Raw genomic sequence first — 20,528 nt, 5'->3', positions numbered from 1 at the left:
GGTCGAGAAGGTGGGAAATTTAGCTGAAGGTTACTGCAATCGCCCTTAACCCAAAGCAATGCTTAGGGAAATGGCTGCGGTTCCCTACAAAGGTATAAAAAACGGTTGTTTTTTAACATGCAGTGCAGCGAACTCTAGGGTGTGAGTTTCCGATCCTCCTTCTACTAACCCATTAACTATTGCAGAGAAGTTAATGAGTAGGTAGAGGGGCTGGAAAGGCTACTACGTTTGGGTTTGAGTATTGTGCAGTTGAGACGTGCCCAAGCTAGGCAGTGACCTACTAACTAAGTATTTAGGCTAAAATGCAGAAAAGTTAATCAATCTGAAGGGCGAGCGCGATGCCGTTTCCTAAGGGTCAGAATCCCAACCATCCTGCTGCTGGTTCAACGATGCAAGGTGGAACCGATTCGCGGTAAAAAGGCGATCAGCCGTATCAAGAAAATTCTGGCCGACCGTCCCCGTGATTTATATTTGTTGATGCATAGTCTGAATAGCATCATGGCAACTCTAAAGGCTGGTTAGCCTAGGTCTGCATCTTGCTCGAACTCCTCGACCACAGCCGCCACCGCTTCAATCTCATGTTGTAAGTCCTCAATCGAAGGCAGCTTCGCCTTGAACTCGTCTGGTAGTGCCGCCGTGGTGCGATAAGTAGAGACGCTAATCGGCTGGCTCATACCCCGTAACGCGTACTCAACAACCGCCTTTTTCTTAGAGCGGCAAAGGACGATCCCGATCGTCGGATTATCAGTTGGGCGGCGCAACTTATCATCAATGACATTGACATAGAAATTGATCTGCCCTGAATACTCAGGTTTGAAGTCAGTCGTTTTTAACTCGATCACCACAAAACAACTCAAGGCAAGGTGGTAAAAGAGTAGATCAACAAAAAACTCATCTCCTTCAACATCAAGCCGATACTGACTGCCCACAAACGCAAAGCCGACACCCAGTTCTAGCAGAAACTTCTGCATGTGTTCCAACAAGGCACGTTCTAAGTCACGTTCAAGGGCTTTTTCACGTAAATTGAGAAACTCCAGGTTGTATTCTGACTTGAGTAAGCTTTGGGCAAGGTCAGACTGAGGAGCCGGAAGTACTGCCTGAAAATTCGTTAGTGCGCCTCCCTGGCGGCTATACAGCTCGGTATCGATCTGGTGCATCAGTACATTGCGGCTCCACCCATTCTCGATCGTCTTTTGGATATACCAGACTCGCTGCTCTGGGTCTTTGAGCTTGTCGAGAATAGCGCAGTTATGCTTCCACGGAATTTGTGCACCAGCTTGGTGCACAAGTGCTTCGTCAGGATAGGCTTCGGCAAAAGCCCTCATATACTTGAGGTTTCGGGGAGAAAACCCTGTCATCTCAGGAAATTCCATCTTTAGATCCTGAGCTAAACGATCAACAACCTTGGTACCCCAGCCTTCATCCTGCTGGCGTTGCAGAATGTCTCGTCCGATTTGCCAATAGAGCAACACTAACTCTTGGTTGACTGCTAGAGCCGCCTTTACTTGAGCAGAACGAATGCGCTCTTTCAGGTTTCGGAAGAAGTCATCATAATCATTAGGAAAAAGAGAGGTTTGCTTCGGCATAGTCAAGTTATGTTTAACGGCAGTTGATATGACCGATTAAGCCTCCTCTGTCAAGCGCTCTAGCTCATCCAACAACTTGGTAATCCGCTCATGCTTTTTACGCTCATTCCAAGCTTTGCTTCGCTTCAACCGCTTGGTGATTTCTGTCATACGACCCACTAACAATTGCGCTGGTGTTGTTTCAGCTTCGGCATCTGGCTTCGCTTCTTTAACCCGTACTTTGATCTCGTTCAAAGAAAGATTTTGGGTGATTGCTTGCTTGAGTAACTCATCCCGCTGCTGTTCATCTTTTATACGAGCGATCACCTGAGCCTTGGTGTAGGCAATCTTTCCCTGTTGTAAAGCTTCTAAGACATCATTAGGAAGATTAAGTAGAGGTAGCCGATTATTTACGAACGATTCCCATGACATTGTTGCTAGAGCAGCGAAGACTGCTTGTACTGCCTCATTTTCTGAACTGCCCATAACGTTATGGGCAACCTTCCCTTTTGCCTCATGCTGCATTCGATAAAGCAGCTTAGGAACTTCACTGACAGGCATCTTTAGCTTGAGTGCTAAGAGTTGTAAGACCCCTTCTGTTTCTTCGACCGGATTGAGATCTTCTCGCTGAAGGTTTTCAATCAAGGCAAGTTGTGTCGCTTGCTCGTCTGTCATCTCACGAATCACGACAGGAATATCCGTCAAACCTGCTGCTTTAGCAGCGCGATAACGCCGTTCTCCTGCAACCAATTCATAAGTATCTAGCTTTTTAAGAGTCCGTACTAGTAGCGGCTCTAGAATTCCATGCTCTTTGACTGAGAGCACGAGTTGCTCCATCTTTTGCGGATCAAAATATCGACGTGGTTGCTGGGCTGGTAGTTGGATATGGTCAATCGCTACTGTATTAGGAGGGGCAGATGCAGTAGCAACCTCTCCAAACAATGTCACCGGAGCCGTGATCTTACCGCCAAAAACACGCTCACGTTTAGAGGTCATTTAGCTTCTCCATCTCTTTTGCAATTCCGTCAAGCACCTTCTTAGCGGGATGCTTGGGGCTATAAACAGCTAATGGGGTTCGATCCATTGAAGCATCTGCAAAGACAGTTGACTTAGGAATCATTGGGAAAATTTTGCCGATGGGGGCAAGCTGCTCCTGAATTGCTTTCAAGGTGAGCTCATCATGAGAGTTGCGGCTATCGTACATTGTGGGCACAAACCCCGCTATTTTTAGATTACGGTTCGGCTTCGCTTTTACCTTTTGCAAAGTCTGTAAAAGCATATCTGTACCCTGAAAGGCTTTGAACTGCGTCTGAATCGGAATGAGCAGATAATCTGTAGCGACTAAAGAAATATAGCTCAACATGCCTAAGCTAGGCGGGCAATCGATCAAGATGAAATCGTATTGCTCCCGGACTGGCTCTAAAGCATCTTTAAGCCGAATATCACGCATATAGGCAGTCACTAATTCTTGCTCTGCATCAGAAAGCTTCAACTGCGCAGGCACTAGATCCATACCATGAAGCTTCTGATGGATCGGTAACGCTTCTTCCAGTACGATCGCATTGTAGATCGTTCGTTCTAATGTTCCTGGCTCCAGCCCCATGAATGTGGTGAGAGAAGACTGAGGGTCCATATCGACTAACAGTACTCGTTGCTTCCTCTGCGCTAAGCTATAGCCCAGATTCATTGCCAAAGTTGACTTACCAACTCCCCCAGCTTGATTAAACAGTGCAATGACTTTTCCCATTTTTTCCAATGCCAATTGCCTTCAGCAGCATACCGTAATAAAGATTTGCGAGCACGTTTAGTTCCTGCTATGCCCAAGTGAACGAGGAACCAAATGCCAAGGCATCTAAACCTGAGTAGAGGTTGCCAGTGGTGAACAAGAGTTTGAGTACAGTACTAAAGCGCTTGCCACCACTGCTGCTAAAAGGAGGCAAAGCAGGTACAAACTAGGCAGAGAATGGGTGCAGCCTTAATGATGAAGATCGTGTGGTTCAGGGCGATCGCCAAGCTATATTCTGGCTACTTACCACCTATTTGCTGCCCATTTGATCAACACCCCTTCAAAAGGTAACCCATGCACAGTGCTGAAAAAGCGCAAACATTCGTCCCAAGCAGCAAAGCCATCTGCAAGGGCAAGCCGCGTCAGTGCGTCTCTGGTCAGCCAATGATCGTTGAGCTTGATGCCCAAGGCGTCATGCAACAGTAACGGCTCTACACTGATACAGAGGGGATCGGGGGTAATTAGCTTCCGGCAAGCCTTGGTTCGCATCCCGGTATAGAGCTGCATGGCTTCACCAGGCTGGGTATGCCGCTTACGTGGCGACCGGATCGTTTGCTGTTTCGCACCCATCTCAATTAACGGCACAAACTGCTGTTTGAAGTTGTAAGCCACCATCTAAAGCACTTCCTTGATCAGTAAGGGCACATACTTTTGGTTTCTGCTATGCCCTACTGGTGCAGACTGAAGCAGCGGCAGCGGCATTTCACGCACTTGAAGTGCCTCTGGCAGTGCTGTAATGTTGCCACCCTTGGGATCTTGCAGCGATCGCTGCACTGGGTGTAATTGGCTGGAGTCGATCGCGTAAGCACCCGTCTGCTTGAAAAAGAACGCCATACCAGCAGCTTGACACTGTTCCCGTAGAGACCGCGCCCATTGTAAATCAAAGGTGCGCGCCTCCTTGCCTGATTCACCACCGCAGATAATCCAATGCAAACGGTTTGGCTCTAAACCACACGTACCTTTCGCATCAGTAACAGTGGGGAGGTATTGCAGGATGTTGATTGCCTCTAGCAGTGGCTCACAGCTCAGAAAGCGTAGAGTTGTTGGAATTTCGAGCAGCATCGGAATGCGATCGTGTGCCTGCTGCTGCCCCTCTACCGTAGTACCGAGCCACACATTCACTGGAGCGTTGCCCTCTAACCAGGTACTTGCAATGGCGGCACCGTCGTGAGTCAAGCGGCTAACAGACTGCAAGCGATCGCTCCAGTGCTCGATGCGCTTTGTCAGTAGCAGCCAATCGAGGTGTGGTGTGGCAGCAACCAGCGTGAGCAAGTCTGCTAGCCAGTCAATTGGCACCTCGTCGTCGAGCCAATCTGCTAACGACGCACAAAACACACGCTCGCGCTGACCGTTCGCCTGTGCCTGCCGCTGCCAACGCGCTGGCTGTTTCCAATAGTCTGCTGTTGTGCGACTGCGAGGCTGACCCATACCCCACTGCACGCGATGATACCGACGCTCCATCATGTCTCTGGCATAACAGTGAGCGCAGCCAGGTGAAACCTCGGTGCAGCCAATCCAGGGATTGAAGGTATGGGTTGTCCACTCAATTTTGCTGTTAGTTGCCATGCCTGTCCTGCCAACTTTGGGCAGATCGATGCGGATGCTTCCTCCGGTATAACAACACTTTGGTGCAGTAGACAGGAAAAGGGAAGAGCGCTATGGTCATGGATGTGAGGAGTTGCCTAGAACTGAAAAGCCCCTGGAGTCGAAACACGGACAGACGCCTAGGGGCTTTTCTATGGCAAGGAACAGATGCTACCCTCAAACACGACTTGTGTTTCCTGTCTCACTCACCGCCAGTGCTGAGGTGAGGAAAGAGCTTCAGCCAATGTGCCTTCACCGGATCACAACCGTTTATGCAGCCAGTTGATTGAGGTCATCCAAAGGTGAAGGCAGTTCAGTGGTATGAGCAAAATGCAGCGACCGTCATTCCTGCTTATGAGAGCCTGCGAGCGGAAGATGTTCATCGTTGGCTACTGGGGCTGCTCCCGGATCGCCCCAGTCTGGTGTTGGACATTGGAGCTGGTAGCGGTCGGGATGCCGCCTGGTTAGCCGCCCAAGGGCATACGGTGGTAGCGGTGGAACCAGCGGCGGCGATGCGGCACGAAGGACAACGGCTCCATCCTGATGCCAACATCCGCTGGTTGGACGATCGCCTCCCATCACTCCAACACGTACAGCGCTTGGGCATAGCGTTCGACTGCATTCTCTTAAGTGCCGTCTGGATGCACATTCCTCTTGCAGAACGCACCCGAGCTTTCCGTAAAGTGATCGCCCTGCTGAAACCGGGTGGGCTGCTGGCAATCACATTACGACATGGAGCCGCAGACGACGACCGTGAGCTTTATCCGGTGTCATGGGAAGCAATCGAACGCCTGGCACGGGATCATGGTGCCACCGTTGTGCGCAAAGTAGTAGACCGCGATCGACTCAATCGCGATGAGGTTTCCTGGACGCAGATGGCGCTCACGTTACCCGATGATGGCACGGGTGCTTTGCCCCTGCTGCGACATGTCATTTTGCATGGCTCCAAGTCGTCTACCTATAAGTTGGCGCTGCTGCGAGTGCTGTGCCGGATCGCAGACAGCACGGCTGGCACCGCGCAGTACCAAGATGATGCCTCCATCAGCGTCCCACTGGGTTTGGTTGCCCTTTACTGGTTGCGTTTGTTTAAGCCGCTCTTGGAGGCAGACCTACCGCAAAGCCCCACGAACCGGGGTATCCAGGGCTTAGGATTCGTGGGACCAGGCTTTCGGGCGCTCAGTGGTGTCTCTCACCTTGACTTGCGAATCGGTGTGCGCTTTACAGGGGCGACGGCTCAAGCCCTACATCAGGCGTTGAAGGAAGCTGTGAAGACCATCACAACAATGCCTGTCTCTTACATGACTGACTCTAGTGGCAGCCAGATCTTGAGCGCCACGCGCACCGCCCGTTTACCCACACCGACAGAGCTCCTGCTTGAGCCAGCCTATCTTGCGAGTTTCGGGCAATTGCTCATCCCGCAACACATCTGGTTAGCCCTAGTGCGCTTTGAGGCTTGGATTGAACCCGCGTTGCTGGCTGAGTGGCTCCGACTGATGAAAAGCTATGCCAGTGGACAAGGACGCACGCTGCCTGAAGCAGACATCGCTTTGGCGATGACCTGGTCCGACCCCAGCCGCGATGTCACTACAGCACGGCAACGTGCCCTCACTTTGCTAGGCTCACAAGACCTGTTCTGTGTCTGGAGTGGCAAACGTCTAACCGAGCGCTCTTTAGATATTGACCATTGCTTTCCCTGGTCCGCCTGGGCGTGTGATGATCTGTGGAACTTACTGCCGTCTGACCGGACAGTGAATCAACGCCAGAAGCGTGATCGCCTTCCCAGTGCTGCCAGGTTGCAGTCCGCTCAAAACCGGGTGCAAGGCTGGTGGCAGGCAGCGTATCTCCAGGCGCTCAACCCCTTACTGCCTGTACGGTTTACACAGGAAGCCTGTGCTAGCTTGCCGGGATTGTTGTCGATGGCGGATGCGCCCAGTCTGGACGATTGCTTTACCGCCATCCTGCTGCAACAGGTAAGACTGAAGCATGATCAGCAAGTGCCAGAATGGCGAGATTAGCACTGCCTGCCTCGTAAGCGCGCACGCCTCGCATGAGAGCACCACCCAGCGTTGTCTGATGTGAAAGCCTGTGCCTGGATTGTTCTGGCAACAAACCAACGACAAAGCGCCTGCCATGGTCGGGGTGAAGCTAGCACACGGATGAAAAGTGTCAGTGGGGCAGCAGGCGGCTCCAGCTTGAGTGATGGAACCGAGATCGCGCTCAGGCTCAGCAAGGTTCAGTCCTGCAAGGGCTTTTAAGAGCGCACTTGCTTGACCAGACCAGGATCAGGCTGGGCTGGTTGCTCTTTGGGAACAGGTGGCGACGGGACAGCAGCTCCGCGGGCTTGTCGCCGCACCTCCCGCACCTCTGCTTTCAGTTGACGTAATAAGGCAGCGTGACGCAACTGCTCTGCTTGTTCCCAAGCATTGTCTAGCCGTTCAAAGTCGCTCATCTTGTGTCTTGCCCATGCTGCTCAAGCACATCCACATTAGCGCAAGTCGGACTGCTTGTGACTAGTGAAAGACTCTTGGCAATGCGGGAGCAGTCCGACTCCAGAAACAGTGGCTGCTAACCGCTGCAGCTGCTCTCCAGCTGAGTCGGGCAGCAACGCAGCTTCGTAAACTCAGGTTTAACGGGTTGTTCAGCAATGGCTACTATGACCGAGATCTTAGCGTTCCTAACTGTGGCAGATTGAACGCTGTAACAAAACACTGGAAACTACTAAAAAGCGGTGATCGACACAGAAGCAAGGAGTGCCAAGCAATTAGCAACGTTAGCCTTTAAAGTTTCTTCTGTGCTGTTAGAGGCTGACTTAGGACTAGGGTTAGTGAAAAGGAGTGTCAAAGCCGCATGCTTTAAGCGCTAAGCAAGAGTTAGATAAATTATTCTGCACTTGCATTAAATAACTAGTTGTTCAAGCTTGATTAGAATGAATAAAGTAAAAGCTGAGTAACAGCATTGTTTTAGCTCTTTCTAGCTACTGTGCTATAAGCATTTTGAGCTAACAAAATTCCCTGCTGGAGGCGTTTTATCAGGGGCAAATTGCATTTTTGCTCTCCTTGGCGATGAAAAAACTAACTGTTGTCATTGTTCTTTTTCTTCTGACGCTTATGACTGCAGTTGTCTTTTCAGCGAAACAAACACACCCGCTCGCTGAACTTTATGTGTTCGGGGATAGCTTGTCGGATACAGGTACTGTCTTTCGGGCGACTGGCGGTCTCTATCCCTCTCATCCACCTTATTTTCAAGGACGCTACTCCAATGGACGGGTTTGGGTCGAGTATCTAGCAGAGCAATTTGCTGTGAAACACGTAAATAATTTTGCCTGTGGTGGAGCAACGACTGGCGGCAGTGATGGTGGTCTCGTGCCGGGTCTACTCTCGCAGGTGCAGACTTTTACGCAAACCCACACCAGCTCTCATCCTGATACCTTATATATTCTTTGGGCTGGTGCCAATGACTATTTGCAAGGCGTGACTGATACGGCTCTGCCGGTCGCAAACATCACAAATGCCATTGAGTCTCTCGCCCGCAGCGGGGCGACTAAACTTTTGGTCGCTAATTTACCTGATTTAGGTCAGTTGCCTGCAACGCGGCACGGCTCAAATGCTAGTGCCCTGAGTACTTTGACTCAGGCTCATAATGCTGGTCTGCGGCGAGCACTCAAGGTTTTACAACAGCAGTATCAGGCGCTCCAGCTAGTGACCTTTGATGCCAACTTACTTTATCAGCAAGCCATGACGGAGCCAGCCAAGTTTGGCTTGACTCAGGTAACGCATGCCTGTCTGTCCGGCTCCGGTCCCTGTAGCAAGCCTGACCAGTTTTTGTTTTGGGATAGCATTCACCCCACAACAGCCGGTCATCGCATTCTGGCAAACACCAGTGTGGCGGCACTCAAAAGGCAGTTCCTTCTTCCCAACACGTTGTAACTATGAGACCTTGGCAGACACACAGAGGTTTTTCAGCGGTTGCTGCATCGCAGTCTGCCTTGGAACCTCGTCACTTGGTCGGTAGACCGTGTTCATTAAACGAACCCAACTGAGACACTTGAAGAGGCGATCGTCCCCTGACGGCAGGACAGTCTGTCTAGGGTCTCAGAACTCATCTCAAAAAATAAAAGCTCTCTACTGTCTCGCCTCCACGAGCTTGGAGACACTGCTTACCATCAGCTGCTAGTTCGTACATCAGATTTGCTGATGTATGAACCAGTGCCCTTGGCTGATTCAACTGGCACAAAGACCTGGTTCTTTCACTGTCACACTGAAGACGCTTAGTCCAAATGTAGTCCAGAGCCTCAAAAGCTAGGTGTACCTAAAATTTACAAATCAGCCTTCATAGTACTTTGAACCTCTTAGCTCATCCCCTTGGCTAGTTGCTCACTTGGCAACGGTGCAAAGTGGCGGAAAAGCAAAACTGCTGCTGTGTAGTGCTTTCAAGAATTGTGCCAGTTTGAGGTTGGTCCAGAGTGGGTATGGCGATCGCCCAGTTAACTTTGCTTATGAATGCGCACCCTTAAACAAGCCATCTCACCACCATTTTGATCGTGGAAGATTTCAGCCCTACTGACATCGCTCTTGATTCTGGGTACTACCACCCAACAAATGAAGCAGGGTTTTGGATAGTGGTAGCGATCGCTCTACTGTGTCTGGTGACATGGGCGTTACGCGATCACGCACCCTAAACTAAAACAATACCCTTGCCGAAATGACAGGGGTATAAATCTTTTGATTCAGATAGTGATGATAATGCAGCAGATAGGTAGTTCAAGACTGGAGCGATTTTCTCGCTCGTCAACCTCTATCGATCTGGGTTGACTTGAGCTTAAAGGTATTTGTATGTCTTCTCTGCTTCATAATTCCTCTCTACGAATTAAGAAGCGATGAATACGCTTGCTTCGCAGCACAAGATCGAGCTTCAGTGATACCAGAGGTAAATATCACCTGCATCTATCTTCGCTCTGGATTCAACACAACGAAGGAGATTCTGCTATGAACTTCAGAAAAGCAGCTGCAAACTTAGTTTTTGGAATTGGTGCTCTCAATTTAGGTATTTGCATTCTACTACCTGGGTTAATCGGTCTAGGTGTTGCTGCACTCCACGCGCGTAAAGCAGAGAAAGTTAAGGCTGTGGCAGCATCTGGGCACAATAAGCCTGCCAGCATAGCCATATAGATACCCTGATGTACTTTACATTGCCCGGTCGCTGGCACCGGGCTTTTTCATGCAAAAAAGATGCAAACCACGCCACCAAAGCTCAAGTTAACAACCTTTCGACCTGGCAGAGTAATCGCCACTGTCCTTACAGGGGCACTTGTCGCTACAGCAGCAGCATGGTTCTATCACCCAGTCATGGTGAAGCTGCATGATAGCGTTTGGTGTATGAGAGCGCATCCTGACGGGCACCAAGAGTTTCTGTATGGTGAAGCGTGTAATCGCTGATGGAAGATTTTACCGCTGTTGATGCGGCTCTAGACTCTGGCTACTACCAACCGTCACCTGATGGCTTGGTTATAGCAGCGGAAAAATTCTGGTCGTTAGTGAGCAGTTTGAGTGAACTGTCCCATTTACGAGGTTTGACCGAGCACTGCTAAGAAGCTTGTAATGGCGCAAAATCGTTCTCTGTGGTTGAGACTGTCCCATTTATGGCTCGATACTGTTGGCGAACTTCGACCGAGATCACATCGGCTATCCTGAAATCAATTCCCTTAGCTTCCGAGGAGAATTGCCATGTCCCTCTCATTTGAGCCCATTCTTCCAGTTCCCCCCGAAACGGTACGTGTTGCTAAAGCTGCCTTTCCAAAAGGTAATCCGTATCTGACACTGAGAGACGAATTAGGACCCATTTTTGGTGATGCGGATTTTGCCTGCTTGTTTGCCACAAACGGTCAACCTGCTGTTCCACCCTGGCAACTTGCACTCGTGACCCTGATGCAATTCCGGGAGAACCTTTCAGATCGTCAAGCTGCGGAAGCAGTGCGGTCACGCATTGATTGGAAGTATGTGCTTGGACTTGAATTGACCGATGCAGGCTTCGACTTTAGTGTTCTGAGCGAGTTTCGCCAACGGTTGATTGAGCATAACGCCTCAGAATTGTTGTTGGAACGCTTATTGGAACACTGTCGCAAGGTTGGGTTGATTCGAGCACGAGGTAAGCAGCGCACTGATTCTACCCGTGTATTGGCATCAATTCGAACATTAAATCGGCTGGAGCTGATGGCGGAAACTTTGCGAGCGACCCTGAATGAGCTGGCAACAGTCGCACCAGCTTGGGTGCAACAAATTGCACTACCAGCTTGGTATAAGCGCTATGGACAACGCATTGAAGATAGCCGTTTGCCTGAAGCGACTGAGAAACGGGAAGCGTATGCTCAGATAGTTGGGGCAGACGGATACTACTTGTTAGATTGCTTGGCACAAGCTGATATGTCGCTCAAGTGGGAAGCTTTACCAACCGTTGTGGCTTTGAAGGCAACTTGGGATTGCTACTACGAACGTAAGGTTGAGACCCAATCAGGTGAACAAGCAGTGCGTTGGAAAACAAAACAAGAATTAAAACGAGCCGGAGAGCGGATTGAATCTCCCTACGATCTAGAAGCACGTTATCGCAGTCGAGCCGATACTGCCTGGACAGGGTACATGGTTCACCTGAGTGAAACTTGTGATGATGACCAGTGCCATCTAATTACTCATGTGGTGACAACTCCAGCAACCATCCATGAAATTGACTGTACACCAGTGATTCACCAAGCACTCATCAACAAAGAATTGGCTCCTCAAGAACATTTCGTGGATTCAGCCTATGTCGATGCTCAATTATTGGTGAGCAGCCCTAAACAAGGCATCACGTTAGTTGGACCCGCTCGTCCGAATGGCAGTTGGCAATCGAGAAAGCATGACGCTTTTGCTTTAAGTCAATTTCAGGTGGATTGGCAACACCAACAAGCGATCTGTCCACAAGGCAAACGCTCCACGTCCTGGGTCGAATCCGTCGACCATACCGGAAGTTCTTACATTAAGGTTCGGTTCTATCCTCAAGATTGTGCGAATTGTCCAGTCCGCTCTCAATGTACCAAAGTAAAGCCTGGCGGAGTTCGTAGTCTGAAGCTGAAGCCTCAGGAGGAGTATGAAGCCCTTAAAGCGGCGCGAGCAGTTCATGCTACAGAGGCATGGCAGCAACGCTACAAACGTCGTGCCGGGATCGAAGGCACGATCTCCCAAGCGGTTCGAGCCTTTGGGTTACGCCAAACTCGTTATCGAGGACTTGCCAAAACACATCTCCAAAATCTTGCGATCGCCGCAGCGATGAATATTGATCGACTCATCAATTGGATCAATGGTACCCCTAGGGCCAAGACTCGTATTTCTCGCTTTGCTGCCTTGGCAGAAGCTTAAGTCTGTTGAGATGGTTTTGAAATAGGCACTTGTGATCTCGATCGAAGTTCGCCAACGGTATCGGGGTGAAAACGGGACAGTGCAAGCCGCTCGGTAGCCAATTAGAGCGAGCGCTGAAAGCTTTATTTCATGAGCCTTCTAGCCTTAACGACCACTTTTTGTCCGTTGCTATAACTAAGCCTCAATGGCAAGTCACAAACTTTGGGACAGAAATTCCTTCTCATGAACTGCCCCATATCTTCAAGAAATTTTACCGCGTGATTGGCACTGACCAATGGCAACAAGGTGGAACAGGCTTAGGGCTGGCTTTGGTGAAGAAGCTAGTAGAACATATGAATGGCACGATCGAAGTCAGTAGCGGACAAAAACAAACAACATTCATCATGGCAACACCACTCTCTCTGCATAGCGATGTAGCAGAAACTTTTGTTTAGCGGGTCGGGAGAGCAATGCGTGTGATTTGGTATCACAATAGGCATTCAACGCTTGCGGTATCAAGCTCTCAGTGATCAAGCATGAGATCGGCGTGAACCGTTTTGTCGCTGTGTGGATCAACAAGGGCAGCAGCGATCTCGTTGGTTAGTTGCAACGATCGCAACGGTGCAGAGAGGGGGAAAAGAGAAAGGGCGACTGAGTAAGGGTTTGAGGGCTTGTGCCAGTTTTGAGCTAGTCTAGCAGAGGAAGCGCTAGTTGCTCGTTAGCCCTGCTTATCAATGGGCACCTTAGAACTAACAGAGACGGAACCAACCCAGTCAGAGCGATCGGTTTTTTTGCCTTATGGACTGTAAGCCGATCATGCTGCTGCTAGCTGTCAGGTGACACGAGGATTTTCAGGGCAACAATCTACCAATCTATAATTGGTCATACCCTGAAATACCCTTTCTTTTATAAAACTGTACTGGATGCAGTAAGTATTCATATAACTCTGGGTCTTCCTCAATGTCCGAGAAACATCTATTAACTCTGATGTGTGGAAGTGCAGCAACTACAGCCTTAAAAACAGCACTAGCCTCACGGTTAAAAGCATCACATACCTGTTGCTGCCAAAGACAAGGAAGCATTTGATATATAGGGTTGAGCCGGGAATCGTTCCAAACTGCAAGGTTATGAATTCTCTGTACAAGCTCCTCAGATAAACCGAGATCTCTTATCTCCTTAAGTTCTAAAGCATTTCGTTCTTCATCACGCAAAGGATATAAGCCCCACTCAAAGTAGAAATCCAAAGTTTTGTGTTCTTTCATCCAGCTTCCATTGCCGAATAAGGTTTGAAATTCAAGCTTTTAGGCTATTGTCTTCACCAACATATAAAGCAGCCCAGCTATATATTAGGCAGAAACTTTTTGCCTATGATCCTAAATCGGATGGATAGGCGGAAAGTTTCTGCTTATCTCCTATAGCTTACTGGACTATAACTGGCCTAAATCACCGTGCAGTTATAGTCTGCAACACCGATGCTGTCGTTCCTGTGGGCTCCGATGCGCAAGCTGAAAGACCGATTCTGCTGTTGGTTAGTTGCGGGTTATGCAGCGGTCCCAATACTGAGCCTCATTTCGACAGATGCTCTGTAACTCAATCTGGATAAGGCTTTTCAGCCTATCTTGCACTTTTTTACCCTAGCTGCGTCCCAGCTTGCATCTTTGCCGAAAATGCTTGTTTTCGGCAATGTTTCTAAGCATTAACGACCAGCATGCAACGGCCGGCTCGGCGCCAGGCCGCGTTGCAGTCACAGGGATCGTTCCGCCCGCCCGGTCCGTTGCAGTACGTGGTTATTCCGCACTGGCTTCCGCGCGCCCCGACCAGTAATTTGCGATCGCCTGATTAATCGCGTCGCGTTGAAACTTGTCGGTCTTGCGCTTCAGCTCCAAATAGCTCACGATCGCGCGCACCTGTTCACGATCAAACACTGCGAACTTGTGTCTCTGCTCGTCGAACCACGTCCGTTCTCCGTAACGGCGCGGGTTGACGCGTTTGCCTCTTCCTTTGTCCGTCAGTCCGTGCGTCAGGTAGAAAACGGGATCGTGCGTGTTCAGCTTGCCGTCAACATCCGCGATCAGGTACGCCGGCAGATAGAACCGAAAAGCTTCGTCTGAGAAGAAGCTGAGGGCAGACCCATATCCGCCCGGCGCGCGATCAATGAAGGCTGGGTCGAGCGCTTGCCAATCGGTCTTGCCTTGGAACTCCTGCTCAAGCCGGAATGGCTCGTCACCTTCGTTGCTGCCGCGTAGGCACCAATCGCCCGGGAACTCGACGCTCGCGAACGCCGAGCGGATCTGCAATTTGACGGCTTCCGAGTTGGGCATGGGCTTTGTGGGATAACGGTTCGGGTCAGCGGTTGCAGAGAAAATTCAACTTGGCACCAGCAGCTTTTAACAAGCCGCCGCAAGGGGATTGTTAGACCGTATGGACTCAAGGGAAAGAGATGGACTACTCATCATCTTTGGCTTTACGTTTCATAACGTACTTGGTTTGCCCCTTACTTCCTACTGTTACAGCAGCACCCTCTACGTTGTTTACACTAAAGCCCATAGCAACGTTGCGGCTCCTTTCCATTTCCCTTTCATCGACTCTTTGATTGCGTCCTGCTTCAATCATTTTTCTTATCTTCTCAGCGTCAGCTTGAGAAAGCTTTCCTGGTGCGTTCAGACGATCAACAATCGATCTAATCCCCTCCCACAGAATCATGTACGGAGCTAAAGGGTTGAAGAAATGTCCCCTTCCAACTGCTCTTAGCTCAAACTTCTTACTTTTCTCGTTAAAACCAACCGCATCAGCTTGTTTTCCATAGTCAATCTACCTAATGCGAGCAGCAATACTGGCACTGATGAAGAACCTAGTTCGCCATGAGTGCGCCAGTTTCTCGATCATAAACAGGAAGACTTTTCCCATCATGAAAAACGTGAATTGGCAGCAGCCGGGGGTTGAGTATCACCGGAACAGAAAGTACCGCCAAGGCTGAAACGCCGACTGAGTCATCGTTTCAAAAAGCACTCCTCAGTCTCATTGAGACGTACCAATGAGACTCTAGGTTATTGGGTACAGCCATGAGGAACGGCATAGCAGGGATTTGAGGCTGCTCAGTTCCAGAGGGTTCAACTGGTACACATGATTGAGCCGCTTAACGGTACTTTCTGTTCGGATGATACTCAAACCCCAATATCTACTCCAGACACAAGCTGCAGTGCTGATGCTCTCGTTGCGCTCTTGAATACATTCCTGCAAAGACGTGAAAAAAGTCGAGATACTTCAGGCCTGCAAAGTTAGGTTTAAGCCCTGGAAGCTTTATCTGGAAAAACTTATAGCTATCAGCACCTAAATATCACTACCCAAAAAGTGACAGCTTATGCCATCCCTGCTAAAACAATGACGATGGCAAACAAGTACATGAGAACTAGTGTTATAGTTTTTATGTACTACTTTGAGGGTTTTATGTCTGAGAAACAACCATCACGATCAAAGGCAGACAATCAACATTGTCAATCTCTGCAAAGCCTGATTACAGAGAAACAGCAGGCAGAACAAATTTTACGGGAAATCAGTAAAAAGGAGCAAGATAGTAAAAACGAATAGAGTTTTCGACTGTCCGGAATTTCACTAATACTTTATCGGTACGGACTGATTTTAAGGTTGTGAAACTTTTCGATAAACTCTTCCGGAGCACGGTTCCTATTTAAGCAGTAGGTAAATAGAAACCTGTCCGTGAAGGAGCGTATCGTTAATGTTCTTTGAATCTAAGAAAGCTTCATGGTGGGTGCGTCTCAAACAGTTATTAGAACGTATACTCAGACGTTTGAGTAAAATCGAGAAGCAAAAGGACAGTGTCAAGGTGAAGCCAGTCAGTAGGTAGATGAGTGGAATTAGATGTAAGATGTAGCGCAGATATCTTTACTTCTATTGGGTACTCTATTTGCGCTACGTATCTTCTAAAAAAACAGATCCCACTTAGCTACTCATGAAAATGCGTTGATTGAGGGAAGCAAGAAAAGAACAGTGCGAGATGAATAGTAGGTAATGTATTGATTTTACGTAAACTACGTTCATATTGAAAGTTAGGATTTTCCTAGGAAAATCCTAACTTTCAATATAGTCGCTATTCATTAGCTCAACAATACTTGCTTCTGCAAACGTCAGAATTGTTACGGCATCGCCATAACTACCATCAACATTTGCTTCAGTGCATTACGCTAGCACTACCTCACTTTACCCGTTAAATGCTAGGTTCATTTTATTATTAATTTAATAAAATGAACCTAGCGTTCAGGAGCTAGGATGGTTTATCTACTCCCTTAACCGTTAAACATGCTTCAGCCCAATTACATAAATTACATATAAATCTGGATCGATTGTATTAAGTAATCAAAGTAAATTCTAATTTTACTTGCAATAGTACTATCTATGTTAAGGGGTATGTTTTGCTTGAGATAGCATAATGCTTCTTCATAGGATTCAGGATAGCTTTTTTGTGAAGGAGGTATCCGTAAATTTTTTATGATTTCCGTACAATCATCAATGAGAGCGACGTATACTAATTCGATGTATTTCTCAATCTCCCATTGAAAATCATCTCGCTTAAAGTCCTCCAATCCATCACTACTCAATTCTGGAAAGCTACTCAAAACATGGCTCACAGCAGCAGCTGCTAATATGTCTTGATCTGACAACCATTCGAAAGCTATTCCCAGCTCCGGATATTCTGCTTGTCTTTGGAGCCTCTGTCTCTCAATTTGATGACCTGCATATTGGATTAACCTCTTCAAAATAGGGGCAAAAATTTTACCTGAAGATTGACTTAGATGAGACCAGAATGGAGCAAGTTCACGCACAATAGAAGCATCACAAATTTTTCTGCTAGACGCAATGTCGATTGCAAATCCGGATTCTCCGTTTAACCCCGCTTTATAAGCAATACCAATAACTTTTTTTGATTTTGTATTTACTGATGTAGAAACTAAGACAGGAGAGCCACTAAAACCACCCCTTAAAGCACTCTCACTCTTCTGATCCACAATTAAGCTCCAGCGTCGGGTTTGTCCTTGCTCTGTTGTCTCAAAGCCAAGGTTACCTAAAGTTCCGGAGAGATGGTGAGTTCCATAGCTGGAGGTACCATCTTCTTTTCTTTCTACCTGATAGCCGTCAATTACTAAAGATAACTTTTGCCGATGTATGGTTCGATAATTAACTCCAATCGGACAAATTGAAGCTCCTTTCAAAAGGCGCCCAACTTTTATAATCGCTAAATCACAGCCCTTTGACTGACCACGGGCAACGACCTCAACATCGTACGGATATGGAAAGACTCTAACCTGATCAACTCCACCCACAATATCAATGACGTGATCGCAAGTCATCAGGTATGTTTCACGCTTATGTTTATTTTTATGTATAACGAAGCCAGTTCCATAATCTGTGGGACTACGGTCTTTATCTTTACTTGTAATAGGAAAAACTACCTTTTCTAGCTCCTCTGAACTCACAGTGGATACTCCTTGGTATGCATGAGCCCTAAGGTTGTTAATTTTCTCCTTAGATTAGTGTTTGCTCTACGCTTGTGGAATGAGTATTTCATTCGTCACACTTTTAGGTCTTAAGATTAACTTTATCTTTAAATTAGCATCTGCTTTTGATTTGGCAAGGTAGACATTTCCCTCAATAGAAAAACTAAGACCGATTTCGACTTCAGTTTGATCGATTTCAACATCTTTATTCAATTCTTGCCAAGTTTCAATGACAGGTCGGCATGCTCCAATTAAGGTGGGCTTGATTGAATCAAAAGTAGCCTTTACTTTTTGAGCTGCGTTACCAGAAATGTCTCTGACATCACTGGAGCCGACTTCGACCTCAATGAGCGTTCCGTCTTCTAGCTTAATTAATCGACTAGCCATGCGTTTAATGCTCTATGTAGCTATCTCACTTGGGTGATCTATTACTTATCTTTATTTTTCCTTTCAATTAGAATTATAAGAGGTTTTCCCTGGTATTACGACTGAACGTGAGCAAGATCACTAAGTCTGATGACTTCGGTCACAAGCGTATTAGTTGCTCTTTAAAAAGTAGGTTGATCGATCTCCCCTCCAACATCATCCAAGCATTTACATTCACACGAATACCGTTTGAAAGTTAAATAGAGCGATCTCCTTGGCTAGTTGCATTCGGAGCAACGGTGCAAGGAGGGGGAAAGGAGAAAAGTCGACGGCCTAAGGGTTTGAGCACTTGTGCCAGTTGGCGGCTAGTTGAGCAGAGAAAGCGCTAGTTGAGCGTTAGCCCTGCTGAGCAAGCGGCACCTTAGAACCAACAACTACACCTCTAAACCGGGCAGAGTGATCGGGTGCTTTTTTGCCCGCTGCACCATCAGTGGATCAGGTTGCTGCTCACTGGGCCAGGACTCATTGCTTTAGCGTGCGCCGCTAGTCCGTGGACGAGCCTCACTGAGCCAACGCTGGTCACTGACCTTGGGCTGAGACCGCGGGTCACCAAACGTTGAGCTGACCTGTACGACCGTTGTTACTTCTGAAGCAAACAGAGGCAGTCTAGGAGCAGGATGCGTCTCAGTCCGTTAAGCATCGCTCCCAGACATCTACCCAAGGAATGTAATCATGGCCAATAGCCAACTCAGTCGTCCTGGTCAAGCAAGGCTCGAAATTCACGGTCGACCGGGCCAAGTGTGGGGCAGTCTTATGATGCCAGCGGGTGGCAAAGCAACGATGAGAATCGTCGGTGATACGCTCCATACCAGCACGAAAACCGCCTACGGCTTAGAAAAGAAGGAAACGCAGACTCGGATCCAGAGCATTGACTCGGTTGAAGTGGTAGAAGGACGGCTCTGGTGGCTACTCGGGCTTGGTTTTTCCACTCTGCTGTTTTGGGGGCTTGGCCTCGTGTTTCTTGTGCTCTTCTTCGTGCTCAAGCAGAACTGGATGGTCGTGCATACGCCTGGTGCCCCTCTCATCCTGTTCTACAAAAAAGCTGAAAATGTGCAGGACTTTTGCACCAACCTACTCAACCGTTCTCGCCAGCTCAATGCTCCGGCTCTGCCCAGGCAACAACCTGCGGCCCCAGCCACTAGACCAGTCAGTCCACGACCGGTTCCCACTGCCGGTTGAGCGTTAGCAGTGCCAAGACTGGCTGGGGCAGTGGCGACCCGCCTGGACAAACAGCAGCGCTAGGGCTACACCCTGACGCTGCCGGTCAAGTATGCCGACTACCACTGGAGTGACCACCGTTTTTCCAGGCACTTACCCCTAGTGGCACTGTCCATGAAAACCAGCTACTGTCTTCGCACAGCCTGCTGTGGGGTGGAGCCGAGCGAGTGCGACAGTTGATCATAAGGGTGCGAAGGCGCTGTTCGGCAAGGCTTTCAGCGCTCAGTCAACAGAGTGCTAGTTTGGTTGGTGAGTGGCTCACGCCACAACGGGGCAAGGGGGTGAAAAAGTAAAACTGCTCTCTGTAAGGTTTTGAGCGCTTGTGCCAGTAGGCGGCTAGTCCAGCAGCGGCAACGCTAGTTGAGCGTTAGCCACGCTGAGCGATGGGCACCCTAGAACCAACAGAGACAGAGCCAACCGAGTCAGAGCCAGCGGGTGCTTTCTACCTGAGACACCGCCAGTTGATCGCGCTGCTGAGCGCTGGACCAGTACGCCGCCCTTTGGCACTAGCTTGCGGCTCCAGGCGACGCCTGCCAGCCGCAGCTGACCGTTGCCCTGCCGCCGAGCAGGAGACGGTGCAACATCTTTGCCTGCCATTAACCCAGTGAGGTGAAGGCACCGAGGCTACCCGGCGGCAAGTCTTTCAGGCTGCTTGAGTGTCAGCACCGAAGCCTCCAGCAGTGCGCGTGCAGCCGGTGATCGATCGCTGAGCCAACCCTCAAAAGCGGCTTTTAGTGACCAGCGAAGTCGTGAGCCAAGGTGAGGCGTCGGCGAGCCTGGCAATGGTTGATGTCACCCACGCAGCCTTGCTTCGCCAGTGGCGACTGCGGCGGCAGTGGCTCGAGCAGAACCGAGACCGGCTGCGGCAACAGCGCAAAATTGAAGCCAGTGCAGTCGCTTGGCGCACCCAAGGCTAACGCTCTGGCGCTTGATTGCAGGGGTGACCCCTTACCGAGGCCATTCAGTTTAACCGCCAACAGCAAAACACGTTTCCCTGAGCCCATTCCGCTCAAACCTTCCTTCAAGAAAGTATGCCGTACCGCCGCTGGAATCGGATCAAAACCGCTAG

At 49.0% G+C, this 20,528-nt stretch carries 24 protein-coding genes and 1 pseudogene; 12 read left to right on the top strand and 13 right to left on the bottom strand.

What is annotated here, in order from left to right; genetic code table 11:
• Nucleotides 1-518 precede the first annotated feature (518 nt).
• The 5 genes from H6F86_RS00360 to H6F86_RS00340 all read right to left on the bottom strand — a co-directional run bounded on the left by H6F86_RS00360 (nucleotide 519) and on the right by H6F86_RS00340 (nucleotide 4,917).
• Nucleotides 519-1,586 (bottom strand): PDDEXK nuclease domain-containing protein, encoded by a 1,068-nt coding sequence (locus tag H6F86_RS00360; RefSeq protein WP_190446148.1) that lies wholly within the window; start codon nucleotides 1,584-1,586, stop codon nucleotides 519-521.
• A 36-nt stretch (nucleotides 1,587-1,622) separates the two neighbouring features.
• The gene (locus H6F86_RS00355) at nucleotides 1,623-2,561 is read right to left on the bottom strand and encodes a ParB/RepB/Spo0J family partition protein (RefSeq protein WP_190446147.1); all 939 of its coding nucleotides are present in this window, start codon (nucleotides 2,559-2,561) and stop codon (nucleotides 1,623-1,625) included.
• A complete protein-coding gene (locus H6F86_RS00350) occupies nucleotides 2,551-3,312 on the bottom strand; it encodes a ParA family protein (RefSeq protein ID WP_190446146.1) in 762 nt (253 codons plus the stop codon). The genes H6F86_RS00355 and H6F86_RS00350 overlap by 11 nt, the downstream gene beginning before the upstream one ends.
• 282 nt (nucleotides 3,313-3,594) lie before the next feature.
• Complete coding sequence (locus tag H6F86_RS00345; RefSeq protein WP_190446145.1) at nucleotides 3,595-3,966, bottom strand: hypothetical protein; 372 nt, start codon at nucleotides 3,964-3,966, stop codon at nucleotides 3,595-3,597.
• Nucleotides 3,967-4,917, bottom strand: coding sequence for a phage Gp37/Gp68 family protein (locus H6F86_RS00340; protein WP_190446144.1), 951 nt, complete (start codon nucleotides 4,915-4,917; stop codon nucleotides 3,967-3,969).
• A gap of 320 nt (nucleotides 4,918-5,237) precedes the next feature.
• Here H6F86_RS00340 and H6F86_RS00335 point away from each other — a divergent pair, with 320 nt between their 5' ends.
• Nucleotides 5,238-6,950 (top strand): methyltransferase domain-containing protein, encoded by a 1,713-nt coding sequence (locus tag H6F86_RS00335; RefSeq protein WP_190446143.1) that lies wholly within the window; start codon nucleotides 5,238-5,240, stop codon nucleotides 6,948-6,950.
• Nucleotides 6,951-7,001: 51 nt separating this feature from the next.
• A complete protein-coding gene (locus H6F86_RS00330) occupies nucleotides 7,002-7,190 on the top strand; it encodes a hypothetical protein (protein WP_190446141.1) in 189 nt (62 codons plus the stop codon).
• On the opposite strand, the gene H6F86_RS00325 is transcribed toward H6F86_RS00330, so the two are convergent.
• A complete protein-coding gene (locus H6F86_RS00325; protein ID WP_190446139.1) occupies nucleotides 7,187-7,384 on the bottom strand; it encodes a hypothetical protein in 198 nt (65 codons plus the stop codon). The genes H6F86_RS00330 and H6F86_RS00325 overlap by 4 nt on opposite strands.
• A gap of 658 nt (nucleotides 7,385-8,042) precedes the next feature.
• Here H6F86_RS00325 and H6F86_RS00320 point away from each other — a divergent pair.
• The 7 genes from H6F86_RS00320 (at nucleotide 8,043) to H6F86_RS00290 (ending at nucleotide 12,757) form a co-directional block, all read left to right on the top strand.
• Nucleotides 8,043-8,861 (top strand): SGNH/GDSL hydrolase family protein, encoded by an 819-nt coding sequence (locus tag H6F86_RS00320; RefSeq protein WP_242033294.1) that lies wholly within the window; start codon nucleotides 8,043-8,045, stop codon nucleotides 8,859-8,861.
• 614 nt (nucleotides 8,862-9,475) lie between these two features.
• Nucleotides 9,476-9,613, top strand: a complete 138-nt coding sequence (locus H6F86_RS00315) for a hypothetical protein (RefSeq protein WP_190446134.1) — start codon at nucleotides 9,476-9,478, stop codon at nucleotides 9,611-9,613.
• A gap of 307 nt (nucleotides 9,614-9,920) precedes the next feature.
• On the top strand, nucleotides 9,921-10,103 hold the full coding sequence (locus tag H6F86_RS00310; protein WP_190446132.1) for a PTPA-CTERM sorting domain-containing protein: 183 nt from the start codon (nucleotides 9,921-9,923) through the stop codon (nucleotides 10,101-10,103).
• Nucleotides 10,104-10,163: 60 nt separating this feature from the next.
• Nucleotides 10,164-10,370 carry a hypothetical protein gene (locus tag H6F86_RS00305; RefSeq protein WP_190446130.1) on the top strand — a complete coding sequence of 69 codons (207 nt, stop codon included), beginning with the start codon at nucleotides 10,164-10,166 and terminating at the stop codon, nucleotides 10,368-10,370.
• The gene (locus H6F86_RS00300) at nucleotides 10,370-10,522 is read left to right on the top strand and encodes a hypothetical protein (protein ID WP_190446128.1); all 153 of its coding nucleotides are present in this window, start codon (nucleotides 10,370-10,372) and stop codon (nucleotides 10,520-10,522) included. The genes H6F86_RS00305 and H6F86_RS00300 overlap by 1 nt, the downstream gene beginning before the upstream one ends.
• A 136-nt stretch (nucleotides 10,523-10,658) precedes the next feature.
• Entirely contained in the window at nucleotides 10,659-12,323 is a 1,665-nt protein-coding gene (locus H6F86_RS00295) for an IS1182 family transposase (RefSeq protein ID WP_190446126.1), read from the top strand.
• A gap of 65 nt (nucleotides 12,324-12,388) precedes the next feature.
• Complete coding sequence (locus tag H6F86_RS00290; RefSeq protein ID WP_347240057.1) at nucleotides 12,389-12,757, top strand: ATP-binding protein; 369 nt, start codon at nucleotides 12,389-12,391, stop codon at nucleotides 12,755-12,757.
• A gap of 417 nt (nucleotides 12,758-13,174) precedes the next feature.
• On the opposite strand, the gene H6F86_RS00285 is transcribed toward H6F86_RS00290, so the two are convergent.
• From H6F86_RS00285 to H6F86_RS00275, 3 genes are all read right to left on the bottom strand, one after another.
• Entirely contained in the window at nucleotides 13,175-13,564 is a 390-nt protein-coding gene (locus H6F86_RS00285) for a hypothetical protein (protein ID WP_190446124.1), read from the bottom strand.
• Nucleotides 13,565-14,089: 525 nt separating this feature from the next.
• Complete coding sequence (locus H6F86_RS00280; RefSeq protein ID WP_190446122.1) at nucleotides 14,090-14,623, bottom strand: DUF6714 family protein; 534 nt, start codon at nucleotides 14,621-14,623, stop codon at nucleotides 14,090-14,092.
• 124 nt (nucleotides 14,624-14,747) lie between these two features.
• On the bottom strand, nucleotides 14,748-15,005 hold the full coding sequence (locus H6F86_RS00275; RefSeq protein ID WP_190446120.1) for a hypothetical protein: 258 nt from the start codon (nucleotides 15,003-15,005) through the stop codon (nucleotides 14,748-14,750).
• 744 nt (nucleotides 15,006-15,749) lie between these two features.
• Between H6F86_RS00275 and H6F86_RS00270 the strand changes: the two genes are divergently transcribed.
• The gene (locus tag H6F86_RS00270) at nucleotides 15,750-15,890 is read left to right on the top strand and encodes a hypothetical protein (protein ID WP_190446118.1); all 141 of its coding nucleotides are present in this window, start codon (nucleotides 15,750-15,752) and stop codon (nucleotides 15,888-15,890) included.
• Nucleotides 15,891-16,642: 752 nt separating this feature from the next.
• Here the strand turns inward: H6F86_RS00270 and H6F86_RS00265 are convergent.
• Complete coding sequence (locus H6F86_RS00265; RefSeq protein WP_190446116.1) at nucleotides 16,643-17,794, bottom strand: trypsin-like peptidase domain-containing protein; 1,152 nt, start codon at nucleotides 17,792-17,794, stop codon at nucleotides 16,643-16,645.
• Nucleotides 17,795-17,860: 66 nt separating this feature from the next.
• The gene (locus H6F86_RS00260; RefSeq protein ID WP_190446115.1) at nucleotides 17,861-18,202 is read right to left on the bottom strand and encodes a CU044_2847 family protein; all 342 of its coding nucleotides are present in this window, start codon (nucleotides 18,200-18,202) and stop codon (nucleotides 17,861-17,863) included.
• 711 nt (nucleotides 18,203-18,913) lie between these two features.
• Here H6F86_RS00260 and H6F86_RS00255 point away from each other — a divergent pair.
• Nucleotides 18,914-19,420, top strand: coding sequence for a hypothetical protein (locus H6F86_RS00255; RefSeq protein ID WP_190446113.1), 507 nt, complete (start codon nucleotides 18,914-18,916; stop codon nucleotides 19,418-19,420).
• Between the two features lie 3 nt (nucleotides 19,421-19,423).
• Here H6F86_RS00255 and H6F86_RS32660 read toward each other — a convergent pair whose 3' ends face one another.
• Both H6F86_RS32660 and H6F86_RS00250 read right to left on the bottom strand, forming a co-directional pair.
• Entirely contained in the window at nucleotides 19,424-19,552 is a 129-nt protein-coding gene (locus tag H6F86_RS32660) for a hypothetical protein (protein WP_277881626.1), read from the bottom strand.
• Nucleotides 19,553-19,795: 243 nt separating this feature from the next.
• Nucleotides 19,796-20,056 carry a hypothetical protein gene (locus tag H6F86_RS00250; protein WP_190446112.1) on the bottom strand — a complete coding sequence of 87 codons (261 nt, stop codon included), beginning with the start codon at nucleotides 20,054-20,056 and terminating at the stop codon, nucleotides 19,796-19,798.
• 134 nt (nucleotides 20,057-20,190) lie between these two features.
• Between H6F86_RS00250 and H6F86_RS00245 the strand changes: the two are divergent.
• Nucleotides 20,191-20,376 (top strand): annotated as a pseudogene (locus H6F86_RS00245) (hypothetical protein); the annotation flags it as partial.
• Nucleotides 20,377-20,528 lie beyond the last annotated feature (152 nt).

It is taken from the genome of Phormidium sp. FACHB-592, assembly GCF_014695795.1.
Classification (GTDB): Bacteria; Cyanobacteriota; Cyanobacteriia; order Leptolyngbyales; family Leptolyngbyaceae; genus Stenomitos.
Note: the sequence above shows the minus strand (reverse complement) of the source record. Positions and strands in the feature narration are given on the sequence as shown.

Bases quoted from the DNA above. Each gene is read 5' to 3' on its own strand.
- H6F86_RS00360 (WP_190446148.1), bottom strand. From the start codon at position 1,586: ATGCCGAAGCAAACCTCTCTTTTTCCTAATGATTATGATGACTTCTTC.
- H6F86_RS00355 (WP_190446147.1), bottom strand. From the start codon at position 2,561: ATGACCTCTAAACGTGAGCGTGTTTTTGGCGGTAAGATCACGGCTCCG.
- H6F86_RS00350 (WP_190446146.1), bottom strand. From the start codon at position 3,312: ATGGGAAAAGTCATTGCACTGTTTAATCAAGCTGGGGGAGTTGGTAAG.
- H6F86_RS00345 (WP_190446145.1), bottom strand. From the start codon at position 3,966: ATGGTGGCTTACAACTTCAAACAGCAGTTTGTGCCGTTAATTGAGATG.
- H6F86_RS00340 (WP_190446144.1), bottom strand. From the start codon at position 4,917: ATGGCAACTAACAGCAAAATTGAGTGGACAACCCATACCTTCAATCCC.
- H6F86_RS00325 (WP_190446139.1), bottom strand. From the start codon at position 7,384: ATGAGCGACTTTGAACGGCTAGACAATGCTTGGGAACAAGCAGAGCAG.
- H6F86_RS00320 (WP_242033294.1), top strand. From the start codon at position 8,043: ATGACTGCAGTTGTCTTTTCAGCGAAACAAACACACCCGCTCGCTGAA.
- H6F86_RS00310 (WP_190446132.1), top strand. From the start codon at position 9,921: ATGAACTTCAGAAAAGCAGCTGCAAACTTAGTTTTTGGAATTGGTGCT.
- H6F86_RS00305 (WP_190446130.1), top strand. From the start codon at position 10,164: ATGCAAACCACGCCACCAAAGCTCAAGTTAACAACCTTTCGACCTGGC.
- H6F86_RS00300 (WP_190446128.1), top strand. From the start codon at position 10,370: ATGGAAGATTTTACCGCTGTTGATGCGGCTCTAGACTCTGGCTACTAC.
- H6F86_RS00295 (WP_190446126.1), top strand. From the start codon at position 10,659: ATGTCCCTCTCATTTGAGCCCATTCTTCCAGTTCCCCCCGAAACGGTA.
- H6F86_RS00285 (WP_190446124.1), bottom strand. From the start codon at position 13,564: ATGAAAGAACACAAAACTTTGGATTTCTACTTTGAGTGGGGCTTATAT.
- H6F86_RS00280 (WP_190446122.1), bottom strand. From the start codon at position 14,623: ATGCCCAACTCGGAAGCCGTCAAATTGCAGATCCGCTCGGCGTTCGCG.
- H6F86_RS00275 (WP_190446120.1), bottom strand. From the start codon at position 15,005: ATGATTCTGTGGGAGGGGATTAGATCGATTGTTGATCGTCTGAACGCA.
- H6F86_RS00270 (WP_190446118.1), top strand. From the start codon at position 15,750: ATGTCTGAGAAACAACCATCACGATCAAAGGCAGACAATCAACATTGT.
- H6F86_RS00260 (WP_190446115.1), bottom strand. From the start codon at position 18,202: ATGGCTAGTCGATTAATTAAGCTAGAAGACGGAACGCTCATTGAGGTC.
- H6F86_RS00255 (WP_190446113.1), top strand. From the start codon at position 18,914: ATGGCCAATAGCCAACTCAGTCGTCCTGGTCAAGCAAGGCTCGAAATT.
- H6F86_RS00250 (WP_190446112.1), bottom strand. From the start codon at position 20,056: ATGGCAGGCAAAGATGTTGCACCGTCTCCTGCTCGGCGGCAGGGCAAC.